Below are 14619 nucleotides of genomic sequence, written 5' to 3'. Positions count from 1 at the left end.
AAAAAACTGGCCGTCCTATAAAAGACGGCCAGTTATCAGCGCGTGAGTTCCGCCTTTATCTTAAGCGTAAACGGGCAGACGCTTGCAGATCTCTTCCACTTTACCGCGTACTTCAGCGATAACAGCTTCATTTTCAATGTTATCAAGTACGTCACAGATCCAACCAGCTAACTCTGTCGCATCAGCTTCGCTGAAGCCACGACGGGTAATTGCTGGTGTACCGATACGCAGACCAGAGGTCACGAAAGGTGAACGCGGATCATTAGGTACAGAGTTCTTGTTCACTGTGATGTGCGCGTTACCTAAAGCAGCATCGGCATCTTTACCAGTGATATCTTTGTCGATCAAATCAACCAGGAACAGGTGATTATCAGTACCGCCTGAAACGATCTTGTAACCGCGATTGATAAAGCCTTTCGCCATCGCTTTTGCGTTAGCAACTACCTGCTTCTGGTACTCTGCAAACTCTGGCTGCAACGCTTCTTTGAAAGCAACCGCTTTAGCTGCAATCACGTGGCATAAAGGACCGCCCTGACCACCAGGGAATACAGCGCTATTCAGCTTCTTGTAGATAGCTTCGTCATTGCATGCAGATAAGATCAAACCGCCACGAGGACCGGCAAGGGTCTTATGAGTGGTGGTAGTCACAACGTGCGCGTGGGGCAATGGATTCGGATAGATACCCGCCGCCACTAAACCAGCAACGTGTGCCATATCAACAAACAGGTACGCACCCACTTCGTCGGCAATTTCACGGAACTTAGCCCAATCTAGGATCCCTGAATAAGCAGAGAAACCAGCGATAATCATCTTCGGCTTATGCTCCAAGGCCAGCTTGCGTACCTCTTCGTACTCGAGCTTGCCATCATCATTGATACCGTACTGAACAGCGTTGTAGATCTTACCAGAAAAGCTGACATGAGAACCGTGAGTCAGATGACCGCCATGGGCCAGGCTCATACCCAACACAGTGTCACCAGGCTCAATCATCGCTTGGAATACTGCAGAGTTGGCCTGAGAACCAGCATGGGGCTGTACATTGGCATAGGTTGCGCCAAACAACTCACATGCACGGTCGATAGCCAACTGCTCGGCCACATCGACGTATTCACAACCACCGTAATAACGCTTAAAAGGATAGCCTTCTGCGTATTTATTGGTCAGCTGAGAGCCTTGTGCTTCAAGTACACGAGGGCTGCAGTAGTTTTCTGACGCAATCAGTTCGATGTGGTCTTCCTGACGAGACACTTCGTTGGTCATCGCCTGCCACAATTCAGGATCGAAATCGGCAATATTCATATCACGCTTCAGCATGGTTTCTCCCGGCGGGTGCCAAAAATGGGCTAAGAGGGTGTTTCAAGGCGGCGTATTTTACCCTGAGTAATGCCGTATGCCTAGTTTTTGTCTCTTCTTTGACCTTAAACAAGGCGTTATACGAGAACAACTCGCGCTGCGATCAGCAAAAATACAACCCCTGTGACCCTGTCTATCCAATGACTATAACGTTTTAACCAAGGCAAAATGCCTTGATGGGAAAGTAACAGTGAAACCAAGGTATACCAGCACCCGTCCACGAGAGTCACGGTCGACACCAGCATTAAAATAGTCAGCCAATTCATATCTGCGGCGATGAACTGGCTAAAGAGTGCGGTAAAAAACAGGGCGATTTTGGGATTCAAAAAAACGATAGCAAACGCTTCGCTCGCCGAATGCAGATAAGGGATATGCACTTTGTCTTCGCTATCAACCACGAAAGAACTAGGCCCTGAACGCAGTGCTTTCGATGCGAGCCAAACCAGATAGCCAGCACCGAGATAACTGATCCAGAGAAACAGTTGTGGAAACTGTGTCATCAGCAATCCCAAACCGAGAATCGCCGCCAAGGCATAAGCACCAATACCGATGGCATGACACCAACTCGCCAGCAAAGCATGTCCGCGGCTACGTTGAATACAATTGCGCATGATCACCGCCAAGCTCGGGCCTGGGGTCATCGCACCCAATAGACAGACAGCAAATACGGAGAACCAAGCGGTCAACGTCATACGGCAAACATCATCTATGCATCAAAAAAGGGAGAGTAACCATAATGATCCCCCAGCAAAGATCAATCAATAGAGCTAAAAGGGAGTTGATAAGCAAGCTAACTCAGCGTAAGCCCTGTATGACAAGGCATGCGAGCTCACATCGTTGATATGGCGCACTATATGCTTGCAGTAAACAATGACTCGCGGCCAACTCAGATAGTGACCACGATTGCTTACCCAAGGAGCCTATTATGTTTACTGCACTCATTGCGACATTAGCACTACTTGGCGCAGGGTTCTGCGGCCTAATGGCACTAGGACTGCTGATTACCATGATGGCAGGTCAACCACCTAGTCGTTAGGTGGGCTTCCCCTAACAAAGGCCATGCCTCTCGCCAAGATGGCTAAAATAGCAGGGGCGGCAGCCAGTGCGGCAGCCATGCTTTCCATTTCAGTATTAAACAGATAGAGCATGGCTCCCACCGCCACCACGATCAACGTCAGTAACGGTATTCGGATTACGTTCCACTGGCTAACAGAGGCTTCCTGCAGCCAGATTTCCATCACCTCACTGCGTTCCGCAGCTAAAACAAATCGAGCAAAGCTGCGATTACAGATACGTAACCTCGGGTCTCTGACGATATAACCGCCGCGCTCTAGATGCTCTATCACCTCCAAATTGTGGCAATTGATAAAGCTACCGCTGGCTAATTGATACAGCGCCACTTTTTCATCTCGGGTACAAAGCTCCCATTTTCTGCGGTACAAACTGCCGGCATTGGCGATATACCAGGTTTCCAAGTCTTCCACTTCAAAATGCTTGGGTTGGTGGGATTGATACCAGCGTTTGAACTCAAAATGCACCAGCCTCAAATCAGGCCAAACTGCGGCTTCCCGGCGGCTCAATAAGTAGTGGTATTGCTTTGGATTATCGGTTGGCATCAAGCCAAACCCATGATGACTGGGGCTCCAAGCGTAGAATTTTCTTAACCCACTAAACATCTGCGCCCACTGCTGGACTTCGTTGTCTGCCGTTCCCAAGCTTTCTGTGTATGCATTACTGTGGATCAAACGATAGAGCGGCGAGCGCTCACAGCACACCACAAACCCCATCGCATCCAAACTTTGGCGTCGTTCCAGCAATTGCTGAAGCAGCGAGAGCGCATTGCGACGAAGCTTTTCGTCCATTGCCGCCGTTTCCAAGTTGTAACACACCACCACTTCCCAGCCATCCAGTCGTGGCAGCGGCGAAGTCACACCACCATCGCCATAACGCATCGGCAACTCGGCATCAGGATCGGACAGATCTAGCCAATGGATACCATGCTCTGTCCCAAGCCATCGGCGATAGCGCATCAGCTTTCTTTGACCTGGCCACAGCATTAACACCCCACCGGGAACACGGGTCGCTTTCTCAAGCACCTGGCGCATTAAACCACGTTTGGGGAAATTCTGGCTTAACACCCTAGGTACCAGCAAGCCAAGACAGCGCTCCGCCAGCGAACGGAATACGCGGTACAGCATCCAGCCAATAAGAAGCAGCGCAAACGCCATCAACCAGACAGACTCCAGAATCATCGCCAGCGCAGTCGGTAACAGCGGGATAATGAAAGCAGGCTCCTCGGCGGCATCCAAGGGGCGATAAAGACCTTTCGCAGTCCAATAGCGAATAGATGACAAGGCTCCGGTTTCTCTCCCTGCAGCCCGAAAACCAATCCGCGCGGCAAAATCAGATAGTGGTGTTGTTAAACTAATCAAGTAATCATAAAAACCCTTATCTTGAACCAGAAAAGATTTCTCCTCGTTGGCATGACCAACTGTTTTGCTACTGTTGATACGGGCATAACGCACATAGTAGCCATCTGAATCCTGATCCTTTATGCAGCCTAAACCAAACACCCCGTTACCACAGCCATTGGATTGCTCAGTAAAAAATGCGTGTTTCGATTGAGCAAAGAAATGGGTCGCCAACCAATGTTTTGATACCCCATCGGAGTTAACTTTGGGCGTATCTCCAGTGCCCAGACCACCATCAGAGGGTTTCGGATATAAGGTTTCAAGTAACCAATGGCGTTTTGCGAGCTGCTGATTGAACTGTTGGCCAATATCAATCGACGACAGTTCGCTATACAGATAGATCTGATGTTTAGATATTTGCTGAAACAGAATGAGGGTCGGCAGTACCACCACGAGCCCCAACATCAGGCCACCATGTAACGGGTAAAGTCGCTGCGCCCAAGCCCGACTGACCCAGCCAGGCGCAGGCTCCAGTGATGGAGGAAAGCGTTGCAACTGTTTAGCCATGATAAACACTTGCAACGCCATAGCACCGATAACCACGCCCGCATTCAAACCAAACGCTTCTTCGCGCTGCCACACCAGCACCGTCACAATAATATCTGCCAATGCGGCGACCAAGGCGATGGCAATCAGTGCATAGCGGCGCCACGCACTGGTTAACGGACCATGCGCCACCTGCAAGCAGAGGTTTGCCCAATTAAATATTAACAACACCAAACAGTACAAGACGGTCAGCACCGTGGCGTGTTCGACGCCAAAGCCAAAAACGCCCCCTTGTATCAAGCTAAGCACGGCAGTGCCCACCAACCACGGATAGACAGGGCGGCGATAGTAGTTAGGCCACAACCAGCTCAAGCCGGGTGTAAACACCTTTCCTACCCACAGAAAAGCCGCCAGGCACAACAGCAGCACCAACATGCTCACCAGCACCATCAGCAGCACGTTAAAGTTGATAATCTGCAACAGGCTGTGGTCGTACATCACCACCACACTCCAGGGAATGCCGTACTGATTTAAGGACATTGTCGTTAGGTAATGAGGTTTACCCTGATAATTTACCCGCAGCGTCATATCTTCCTGGCTACTTAAGGCCAGCTTAAGATCCCGATCATGATCCGTTGCCACGAGAAAGTTCTCTAACAGACTCAGCTCTGACTGCGAATGATAAAGTACGCGTCCAGTCTGGTTCTCCACCATTGCCAGTTTGTAACCAAAGGGCAAAACCGGCTCGAGCAAGTTTTCCAAATGAAATTCAGCAACTGCCACCTTGGCGTTAAATTGATTAGGCGGCAAAGCAATCGATGTCACTGTGCTTCGCAAGCCATCGGAATAACTGAAAATGTGCTCGACATAGAAATGTCCACCTAAGGGCGAACGCCAGCCTTTGTCCAACGCCAGCGCAGAAAAATATTCGCGCGTGGCTAAGCTAATACGCTCATTGTCGAGCAGATCAAACGGATACCAGGAGTAAAACGGCCCGACCTGTTTACCTTCAGGGTCCAGCAAGAAATAGTGTTCAAGTGGCGGTAAAGCCTCAATCTGTTTCGGAATACAGTTAACCGTTTCATAATTTGTTTCGCTGCCCGACAGGGGTTGCACACATTGCAGCTGCTGTTGGCCATAATCAGCGCTGGGCAAATCACTGACCGCCACCGGCTGTTCCGACTGCTTCTGCCAAAGCTGGGTAAGCAGTTGCCGCTTATGGGTCAGTTCGTCGCCCACCTGCGTTCGCGCCTGCCCAGCAATCTCATACAGTTGCCGCTGCACATGCGCTTTCGAGTTGCTGTAAACCAACAGATCAGTAATGGCGAGGGTGATCGTCATCGCAAACAAAGCAACGCCAGCCAATGCGACACGAAACTCATTCGCCCCCATCGCTTGATTAACGCCCATAAAGCGAAAACGCAGAATCGGCCACAATGCTAATAGCAACAGTACTCCACCCAAAGTTGCTGCAGCCATTGAGGGCGACAAGGAAAACTTCGACGCCCTCGCCTCCTCCATCGGGATCAAGCCGGTTAACAGCAAATAGCCTTGCTGCAATTTGCCCCGAGAAATAACGGGATAAGGCAGCTCATAGGGCATGATATAAAGACGAAATGGCATCTCACCAATGGTGATATCAAAGCTACTTGCGGCCCCCACTGGAAGTCGTTCGAGGGTACTTTTACTACTCGTCGAACTACTACTGGCCGCACTCTGCAACGCCTTGTACAAAGGCTTAATCGCCTCTTCCCAATCCCGCTTGGACTTATCGTCAGCACTTTTGAGAAAATCATTAATATGGGTGAAATGAGAGTCATTAAACGACGTGGATGCATCGACATCTTCGACAGAGCTTTTTACCGTGGTGATCACGCCGCCATCGATGTTAACCAGCATCATGAGGTCAAAGGGCGACACGCTGGGAGTGTCTTTTAATAGCTCACGGGTATCAAAGCTGAAATAATTCCGATCGACAAAAGGTGTTGCACTGCTACTGTTCTGCTGCGCCAGACAACGCATCATCCAGAACCCTCGCGCCCCGCCCATAAACCGAACAAAGGGACGATCTGCATTGGCTTTGCAGGCCGCCGTACTGCTTTCACTGTCTAACGGAAACCAGTTCTGTTGCCCGGAAAAATAAACCTCCGCGGATGAGATTAAAGAGTTGCGCTTAAGGCGTTGTAAAAAGTCCCCTCGTTGCTGCTCTTTTTTGTCAGCAACAAAAGCCTCACTGGCCAGATCAATTGAGTCAACCTGCTCGACAAACCGTTGCGAGGTAGGCGCTAGCTCCTGACGAGGATCACCGGCACCCGTTTTTGCCAATGAGATGATCTCATCCAAAAATGAGAACAACTCATGCTGAATCTCCGACAGCAGCAGTTGGGTTTCGAACGCGCCAGATGCTCGCATCGACTTACTGTCGGCAAAGACACCTATGCGACAGCCCCATGAGCCTAATGCATTGATGCCATGAACAAGCGCATCATCGCCCTCTACCCTAGACTCACCCTCGTCCGAATAAGCGGTTTTATCGCTATATTTGGGCTTGGGGATCGCTTTATATTCATTAAACAGTGCGCATACTTTATCAGCCGCTACGCCAGAATCCGGCTTAGGACATACCTCGTTGTAGAGGGACTCAAAGTCATCGTTCTCAGCATCAATACCCAGTTCATAACCCAGCACTTCCGCTAACTCATCATCAAAATCACCATCAATGTAAGCATTACCCTCCAGAATAAAGCTATGTAGCTCCTCCTTAAACGCTGGTGATGAAGCTTTGATCTGTTGAATATGTTCAGGAGAGAGCGAAGACGCGCATAAGCTGGCTTTTGGCAGGCGTTGAAACAACCCAGCTAACGCTTTGAATTTATTATCGAGGTGGGTACGCGTTTGATGCAGCACCGCGAACGACCGATGCTGAAGATAGCGTTCGTTACTTTGAAACTTTGCGTATAACAGCCAAGCGACTGGTGCCCCAATTAACAGCAACGACAGGGAAAACAACAGTGCCGTGGTCGTCCGGTTGACCTTAACGATCATCTGACCATTCCTGTGTAAGATAAACGGCTTATGTTGATTTCAACTTAAGTGATTGAATTTTAGTCAACAGAATGGCTTTTCACCAGAAAACGTAGGATCAGAATGAGTAAAGGAAGATCTTCGCTGCAAAAGCCATGCTTAACGCAAATCACTGTTATCCCCGTCAGATTCAGCTAAACTATTGCGCCGTAATCCTCCCTTAATGACTAACAAGAGTTGTCCGGCAGATATGGCTGAATACGTCTTTACAATGCACCGCTTGGGGAAAATCGTTCCACCAAAGCGTCACATCCTTAAGGATATTTCCCTTTCCTTTTTCCCAGGCGCCAAAATTGGTGTACTTGGTCTTAATGGCGCAGGTAAATCCACCCTGCTGCGCATTATGGCTGGGGTCGATACCGAGTTTGAGGGTGAAGCCCGCCCCATGCCGGGACTCAACATCGGTTACCTGCCACAGGAGCCGGAACTAGACCCAAACAAAACCGTTCGTGAAATCGTCGAAGAGTCTGTCGCCCATATTAAAGATGCGATGACTCGACTGGACGCTATCTACGCCGCTTATGCCGAGCCGGATGCCGACTTTGATGCGCTGGCCAAAGAGCAAGGCGAATTAGAGGCGATCCTGGCCACATCAGATGCGCATAACCTGGATAACGCCCTCGAACGTGCCGCCGACGCCCTGCGTTTACCTGAGTGGGACACCAAAATTGAGGTGTTGTCAGGTGGTGAAAGGCGCCGCGTCGCCCTGTGCCGCTTATTGTTGGCACACCCAGACATGTTGCTACTCGACGAACCAACCAACCACTTAGATGCGGAATCAGTGGCCTGGCTGGAGCGCTTCCTGCACGACTATTCCGGCACCGTGGTGGCGATCACCCACGACCGTTACTTCCTCGATAACGTCGCGGGCTGGATCCTCGAACTTGACCGTGGCCAGGGCATTCCTTGGGAGGGCAACTATTCCAGTTGGTTAGAACAGAAAGATCAGCGTTTGGCGCAAGAAGCCTCCTCTGAGAAAGCGCGCCAGAAGTCGATCGAAGCAGAATTGGAGTGGGTTCGCACCAACCCCAAAGGTCGTCAGGCAAAAAGTAAAGCCCGTATGGCACGCTTTGAAGAGCTACAAAATAAAGATTTCCAGAAACGGAATGAAACGAACCAGCTCTATATCCCGCCCGGTCCACGTTTAGGCGACAAAGTGATCGATGTTGAGCATTTGTCGAAAGGCTATGGTGACCGGCTGCTCATTGATGACCTCAGTTTCAGCATACCTAAAGGAGCCATTGTTGGCATTATCGGCGCTAACGGTGCCGGTAAATCGACCCTGTTCCGTATGTTATTAGGGCAAGAGCAACCCGATTCCGGTGCGGTCACCATAGGTGACACAGTGGAACTGGCTGCCGTAGAACAGTTCCGTGACACCATGGATGACACAAAGAGCGTGTGGGAAGAGATCTCAGAAGGCGCAGACATCCTCACTGTCGGTAACGTCGAGATCAACAGCCGCGCCTATGTCGGCCGTTTTAACTTCAAAGGTGGCGACCAAAACAAACGGATTGGTGAGTTGTCTGGTGGTGAACGTAACCGTGTGCATCTGGCCAAGCTACTTAAAGCCGGTGGTAACACCATCCTGTTGGATGAACCGACCAACGACCTTGACGTTGAAACCTTGCGTGCATTAGAAAATGCGCTGCTGGACTTCCCGGGCTGCGCCCTGGTTATCTCGCACGATCGCTGGTTCCTTGACCGTATCGCCACTCACATACTCGACTATCGTGACGAAGGTAAGATTAACTTCTTCGAAGGTAACTTCTCTGACTACGAAACCTGGTTAAAGAAAACCCTTGGGCCAGAAGCGATCGAACCCCATCGCATCAAGTATAAGAAGATTGGCTAACCTCTCTGTTGGTCGTGAAAGCCCAGACTCGTCTGGGCTTTTTTATGCTCTAAAACGCTGTTTCGCCACGATCTATTTGCAAAGCCTGTGATCTGAGGCAGGACTCAATCACTCACCTGGCTTCTCAACAGACACAGGGCTGACTATGATTGCTAGGTAACATTGGTCTCTGCCGAATGTATGGATTTAAAACCTGATGCTCGAAAAAAGAAGATTTACCCGAATCGTATTCTCAACACCGGTCAATATTGTCACTGGTGATAAAAGCGTTAGCACTGAGCTGATCGACCTGTCTCTAAAAGGCGCATTGGTGGCTGAACCCAAAGATTGGGTTTACGACGAAGACGCTGACTATAAACTCTGTTTTCATTTAGACGGCTCTGATGTCGAAATAGAGATGGAAGTAGAGCTATCCCATCAACGGGCTCATTATTTAGGTTGGAATTGCCACCATATCGGGATCGAAAGTGTCTCCCACCTTAAGCGCCTGATTGAGTTAAATGTCGGCGATGAAGATCTACTGTACAGAGAACTGGCCGATCTAAGCCATCCGCCCGCACTATAGTTTTCTCTTTCTGCCGCTCACAGTAATGACAGTGAGCGGCAAACTCTCTACTCTGGAACGGCTAAATAAAACGCACAAAAACAATAAAGATGCGTTGAACAATCAACTCCTTTCCAGGGAACCGATATGAAAACATCCACTATTCTTGCGACGGCACTGCTTGCTAGCGCCATGACCGTCGATGCGACACAGATTGAACCAACCGCCGTAGCCAAACTTAATAGCGCATCCGAAGCACAAGTCATTGAATGGCGTCGCCACCTGCACCAACACCCAGAACTCAGTAACCGCGAATTTGAAACCAGTGTCTATATCGCCAAGCAGATGAAAGCGCTGGGTTTGACCGTTGAAACAGGCATAGCCCATACCGGTGTTGTCGCCGTGCTTGAAGGCGGCCTGCCCGGCCCAACGATAGCGCTACGTGCCGATATGGATGCGTTACCGGTCACCGAACAGGTTGACCTGCCATTCGCATCAAAAGCCACCTCCGAATTTAGAGGTCAAAAAGTTGGTGTCATGCATGCTTGTGGTCACGATACCCACGTTGCGATGTTGATGGGCACAGCGAAGAACCTAGTCGCACTCAAATCGCAACTGCCCGGAAAAGTGGTATTTATCTTCCAGCCTGCAGAAGAGGGCGCCCCAGAAGGGGAGGAAGGCGGGGCAGCTTTGATGCTCAAGCAAGGTCTATTTGAGAAGCACCAACCGGTCGCGGTGTTTGGCCAACACGTCACCTCCACCCTGCCCGCAGGCGTAATTGGCTATCGCAGCGGCCCAGCCATGGCCAGTGCAGACCGTTTCAAAATTACCGTACACGGCAAACAAACCCACGGTTCTCGCCCATGGGGTGGTGTTGACCCCATAGTGGTGTCGTCACAGATCGTGATGGCGGTACAAACCATTGCCAGTCGGCAGGTTGATGTAACTAAAGCACCTTCGGTGATCTCATTTGGCGTTATTGACGGCGGCATTCGCAATAACATCATTCCCGACAGTGTTGAGTTGATCGGCACGATCCGTAACTTTGACATGGGGATCCGCGAGCAGATCCACGAAAAGCTTGAGCATACCGCCAAGCTAGTCGCAGAAAGCGCGGGTGCCAAAGCTGAGGTCACCATTTTCAAGGGCTACCCCGTCACCGTTAACAACAAATCACTGACAGATTTTGTCGTTGAGCGTTTTAATACCGTGGCAGGCAAAGACAATGTAAGAGAGATGGGGCTCATCACCGGTGCGGAAGACTTTTCCTACTACGCCCAAGAAGTGCCAGGATTCTTCTACTTCCTGGGCGTCACGCCGGCAGAGCAGAACCCTCTGACAGCTCCAAGTAATCACTCTCCCCGCTTCTATGTCGACGAGTCCGCACTCACCGTGGGCACACAAACCATGACGCAGTTAGCGGTGGATTATTTGCAGCAAAGGAAATAGCTAAAGCAAAGCCCACTTCCCATAAAAAAGGCGAGTTAATAACTCGCCTTTTTTTAGCTGCGTTAAATCACTGAGTTAATCACCACTAACCAAAATAGTGCGCAGCATAGCTTGAACTAAGAAAGCCCTCAGCGTCGTCAATTTCCAAGAACGATTCTTTGTCATACTCAACATTGAAGCGTGCTTTGAGTACTTCCAACGTCAGTAGCACACTCTTTTGGTCGTCCCGCTTAAGTGCAACCATCAGTTTGACGTAGTACGGCAGCACCAAGTAAGGATCACTTAATATTGCCTGGTTAACCAATAACGCAGCTCTATCTAACTCATTCAGTTCATAATAGAGAACCGCTCGCTCAACGTTCACCCCACCATACTCTTGAATAGTTGGAGGTAAGGTATCTAATGCCGCAAGAGCCTTTTCTGTCTGATTAGTCAATAGGTAGTAGTTATAAAACTGGCTGTGAGGCTCAGCTTTCACAGCAACTTTTCTAATCATCTGCTTCCATTGACCAGAATCATCTAAAACCGCCCATCGCACTAACTTATCAACCAGCAAAGGGTGCTGCCTTAGCTCTTCCGGTAAGCCCTCATAGCGAATTTTAAACTGCTGAAGATCCCCTTTATTGAGCGCCTTGTATGCATGAATGAAATAAGCTCTTTGACTCATCTCATATTGCTCAGACTCCATGAACCTATCAACGCCAATAAACGAGTCGAATAGGCTGAAGCGATAGATAATCTTATGCAGATCAACAATCGCCGGCGTTGCATTCTGCCAAACGATATTAATATATTCGATCCCTTGCTGGGCATGTACAGCATAATAGCTGTCGGTATAGCCATCGCTAACATAGCTGTCGATAAACTCCCATTCCGTATCGATACCGCCGTCAATGAAGTGCCGATCGAGCGCTCCTTCGCCAAATTCACCCCACTCCAATCCCAAAAAGCCCTCACTAACCTCAGCAGGTTGACCATCCTGTTGAATTCTATACTGCACATAATCAGCAACCGCAGTGGGATCTTTATACTCTCGGTAAGCATCATTGACTGATTCGGTTGCACTTTCCGCAAACGCTTGGAAGAAACGCGGGCTACCAAATATCGGGTTCGCCAGCTCGGTATGAACTTGCTTTATATCGTCATTGTTGGAGGCTAACGTCTGAGAATTATCGATTGATTGATTACTGTTACTGGCACACCCAGCCAGCAGAACAGCAACCAAAGCCACGCTGTACAATGCCTTCATTCGCTGAATCACCCTCATTGTCTTAAGCTCTTTTGCTGTTTCTGAATATGGCTGACTAACGCTTTTACTTCGTCATACGATGGATCACTGGTGACATTGTTTACACCGTTACTGTATTCGAGGTACTCACGCGCTTCCCGTAAAACACGGATATGTTCACTCACCGATGACGGGGGAACCGACTCTAGTTTGGTTTGATAACTGTGCTCGAGGATTAGCTTTCGATACTTGGCCGACAAGTCGATGGTGTAGCGAATAAAATCATTTTCTATCACCTTCTGCTCATCTTCCCAGATGAAATTAATATGCTCAGGCAACCAGAGCTCCATTTTCTGACTCATCAGGATCGGACCATAAATACCTAGATGTTGGCTACGATTAACCTGTTGCGGCAGCTTCAAGTAGCTATCAGCCAAATCAGCGTAAAAACCAAAATTGGCGTTACCATCATCTAACTTCCAAAAATTGGGCAATAAGTATTCCTCACTAATAACCATACGGTTCTGAACTCTGTCATCCTCAACCGTTAAGTCACTCATCACCTCAAGCCCTTCGTTGAGCTGGGCATAATAGTTAAAGTAATCTTGCGCCAGCCGCTTTTTGCCCGCCCGTGCGAATTGATACCTCATACTCTCGGCTTCTCGGCCGCGATACTCTGAACGTATACGCCAAACCACCGGCGAAAGATAATCAGAAGCATGGTACTGCTGAGTCACTGCAATTGACTGCTGCGCCGGTGCAACGTTAGGCATCATCGTCAGGCTATCGGTCTGTTTGCTGACAATTAACGCATCGCCATAATCTGGCTGAAAATAACTATCTAAACCTATGCCTTGATGGGTCATCGTCGGATCAACCCAGTAACGCTGCCCCTGATAACTAAAGGTTGCGATAGCATGATTAAATAGACCATACGTGGGTAAGTAATTGCCGACAGATTTGGTCTGTTGGGTAGAAACCAGTACAGGGTTAGCCTCCACTCCTAACTGGTTAAGTATGGTGACCAGTAGTAGAGATTTGTCCTTACAATCTCCGTAGCGATTTTCAAATACTTCTGCCGGCGAATGAGGGAGATGAGAGTTCTCGGCAATTTCAATTCCGAGGTAGCGCACTTTTTCTTGTGAAAATGCAATCGCATTTTCAATCGCCTGCTGCCTTGGCTGCAACTTAAGCTCCTGAATATATTCAACTAAATCAGGGCTGAGCTTACCTTTGCCACGCTCAAACAATGCCACTGCCCACTCAGCAACCTGCTGCCATGAATCAAAATCAGATACTTGAAGATAGGGGTAGATTGCCTCCCACTGAGGGCCGTCACCTTCATCAATCACTGCGGCGGTGTTCTTTAAAGCAACACGGTATTCGATCTCACTTCCATGGGAGCTTGTCGATACGGAAGCATCACTGTTAATCAGCCGATAATTTAACGGGCGCTCACGTTTAGTGATAACCCTAACATTCACTGCGCCAACATCCAGGCTCCAGCCAAGATCAAAGAAATAACTCACATGGCCAGCAAAGACGGGGTTATGCCCCTTAACGCTATAACTGTAATCAACAACATCACCAGCGCTCACTCCTTTTAGCCACAGTGCCAGCTGCTTATAACCTGAATAAATACGGCTACTGGCATCGGGCTCGAGATCTGTGACCCGTATATCTTCCGCTTTCAGGCGATCAATCACCTTGTTGTCCCGCAGAATATGAACATGATGCAAAATGATCGTTTCAAAATCAGGATTAAAGCCGATCTCTATATCTGAGTTTTCTTCGACACCAAGAGAGTCATTAATTCGATAACTGTAATGTCGATACTGAACCGGGCTTTCAGAGGTCAAATTGACCTGAGAATCAGCAAGAAGAAAATCAACCGCCTCCGTTGAGGGCGAACGAGCTAAATCGGGTTGCGCCTGTTCCACCCAAGTGGGGGCTTCTGAGACCATCCAATAATCATTGGCAGCAGCCGGCTGGAGCGCTAATAGCAATATGAGTTGACCGAGAAAACAGCCAACTATCCTTTTTATATACATCGATGCCATTCCTGTGCATTACTTCAGCCAAGCATTATAAAAGCAACATCTGGTTAAACAAAAGTCAGCTAACCAACAAATGATCTGCAAGCGGATTT

General features: G+C 49.1%; 8 protein-coding genes. 3 read left to right on the top strand and 5 right to left on the bottom strand.

The window, feature by feature from the left end; translation table 11 throughout:
* Positions 1 to 60: 60 nt before the first annotated feature.
* The 3 genes from glyA to DU002_RS16040 form a co-directional block, all read right to left on the bottom strand.
* Positions 61 to 1314, bottom strand: coding sequence for a serine hydroxymethyltransferase (gene glyA / locus DU002_RS16050; RefSeq protein ID WP_114339449.1), 1254 nt, complete (start codon positions 1312 to 1314; stop codon positions 61 to 63).
* Between the two features lie 116 nt (positions 1315 to 1430).
* Positions 1431 to 2045 carry a LysE family translocator gene (locus DU002_RS16045; RefSeq protein WP_114339447.1) on the bottom strand — a complete coding sequence of 205 codons (615 nt, stop codon included), beginning with the start codon at positions 2043 to 2045 and terminating at the stop codon, positions 1431 to 1433.
* Between the two features lie 333 nt (positions 2046 to 2378).
* Positions 2379 to 7355 carry a cache domain-containing protein gene (locus DU002_RS16040; RefSeq protein ID WP_114339445.1) on the bottom strand — a complete coding sequence of 1659 codons (4977 nt, stop codon included), beginning with the start codon at positions 7353 to 7355 and terminating at the stop codon, positions 2379 to 2381.
* Positions 7356 to 7584: 229 nt separating this feature from the next.
* On the opposite strand from DU002_RS16040, the gene ettA reads away from it, so the two are divergent.
* The 3 genes from ettA to DU002_RS16025 all read left to right on the top strand — a co-directional run bounded on the left by ettA (position 7585) and on the right by DU002_RS16025 (position 11242).
* Positions 7585 to 9249: an energy-dependent translational throttle protein EttA gene (ettA, locus tag DU002_RS16035; RefSeq protein WP_114339443.1), complete on the top strand. Its 1665-nt coding sequence runs from the start codon at positions 7585 to 7587 to the stop codon at positions 9247 to 9249.
* A 196-nt stretch (positions 9250 to 9445) separates the two neighbouring features.
* Positions 9446 to 9814 carry a PilZ domain-containing protein gene (locus DU002_RS16030; RefSeq protein ID WP_114339441.1) on the top strand — a complete coding sequence of 123 codons (369 nt, stop codon included), beginning with the start codon at positions 9446 to 9448 and terminating at the stop codon, positions 9812 to 9814.
* A 126-nt stretch (positions 9815 to 9940) separates the two neighbouring features.
* The gene (locus DU002_RS16025; protein ID WP_114339439.1) at positions 9941 to 11242 is read left to right on the top strand and encodes an amidohydrolase; all 1302 of its coding nucleotides are present in this window, start codon (positions 9941 to 9943) and stop codon (positions 11240 to 11242) included.
* A gap of 85 nt (positions 11243 to 11327) precedes the next feature.
* On the opposite strand, the gene DU002_RS16020 is transcribed toward DU002_RS16025, so the two are convergent.
* A complete protein-coding gene (locus DU002_RS16020) occupies positions 11328 to 12491 on the bottom strand; it encodes a hypothetical protein (protein WP_147271884.1) in 1164 nt (387 codons plus the stop codon).
* A 14-nt stretch (positions 12492 to 12505) separates the two neighbouring features.
* Positions 12506 to 14521: a DUF3857 domain-containing transglutaminase family protein gene (locus DU002_RS16015; RefSeq protein WP_158538091.1), complete on the bottom strand. Its 2016-nt coding sequence runs from the start codon at positions 14519 to 14521 to the stop codon at positions 12506 to 12508.
* Positions 14522 to 14619 lie beyond the last annotated feature (98 nt).

The sequence above is a fragment of the Corallincola holothuriorum genome (genome assembly GCF_003336225.1).
Lineage (GTDB): Bacteria > Pseudomonadota > Gammaproteobacteria > Enterobacterales > Neiellaceae > Corallincola > Corallincola holothuriorum.
Note: the sequence above shows the minus strand (reverse complement) of the source record. Positions and strands in the feature narration are given on the sequence as shown.

What these genes read in the sequence shown, in the direction of transcription:
- DU002_RS16030 (WP_114339441.1), top strand. Translation starts at nt 9,446, where the DNA reads ATGCTCGAAAAAAGAAGATTTACCCGAATCGTATTCTCAACACCGGTC.
- DU002_RS16040 (WP_114339445.1), bottom strand. Translation starts at nt 7,355, where the DNA reads ATGATCGTTAAGGTCAACCGGACGACCACGGCACTGTTGTTTTCCCTG.
- glyA (WP_114339449.1), bottom strand. Translation starts at nt 1,314, where the DNA reads ATGCTGAAGCGTGATATGAATATTGCCGATTTCGATCCTGAATTGTGG.
- DU002_RS16020 (WP_147271884.1), bottom strand. Translation starts at nt 12,491, where the DNA reads ATGAAGGCATTGTACAGCGTGGCTTTGGTTGCTGTTCTGCTGGCTGGG.
- DU002_RS16025 (WP_114339439.1), top strand. Translation starts at nt 9,941, where the DNA reads ATGAAAACATCCACTATTCTTGCGACGGCACTGCTTGCTAGCGCCATG.
- DU002_RS16015 (WP_158538091.1), bottom strand. Translation starts at nt 14,521, where the DNA reads ATGTATATAAAAAGGATAGTTGGCTGTTTTCTCGGTCAACTCATATTG.
- DU002_RS16045 (WP_114339447.1), bottom strand. Translation starts at nt 2,045, where the DNA reads ATGACGTTGACCGCTTGGTTCTCCGTATTTGCTGTCTGTCTATTGGGT.
- ettA (WP_114339443.1), top strand. Translation starts at nt 7,585, where the DNA reads ATGGCTGAATACGTCTTTACAATGCACCGCTTGGGGAAAATCGTTCCA.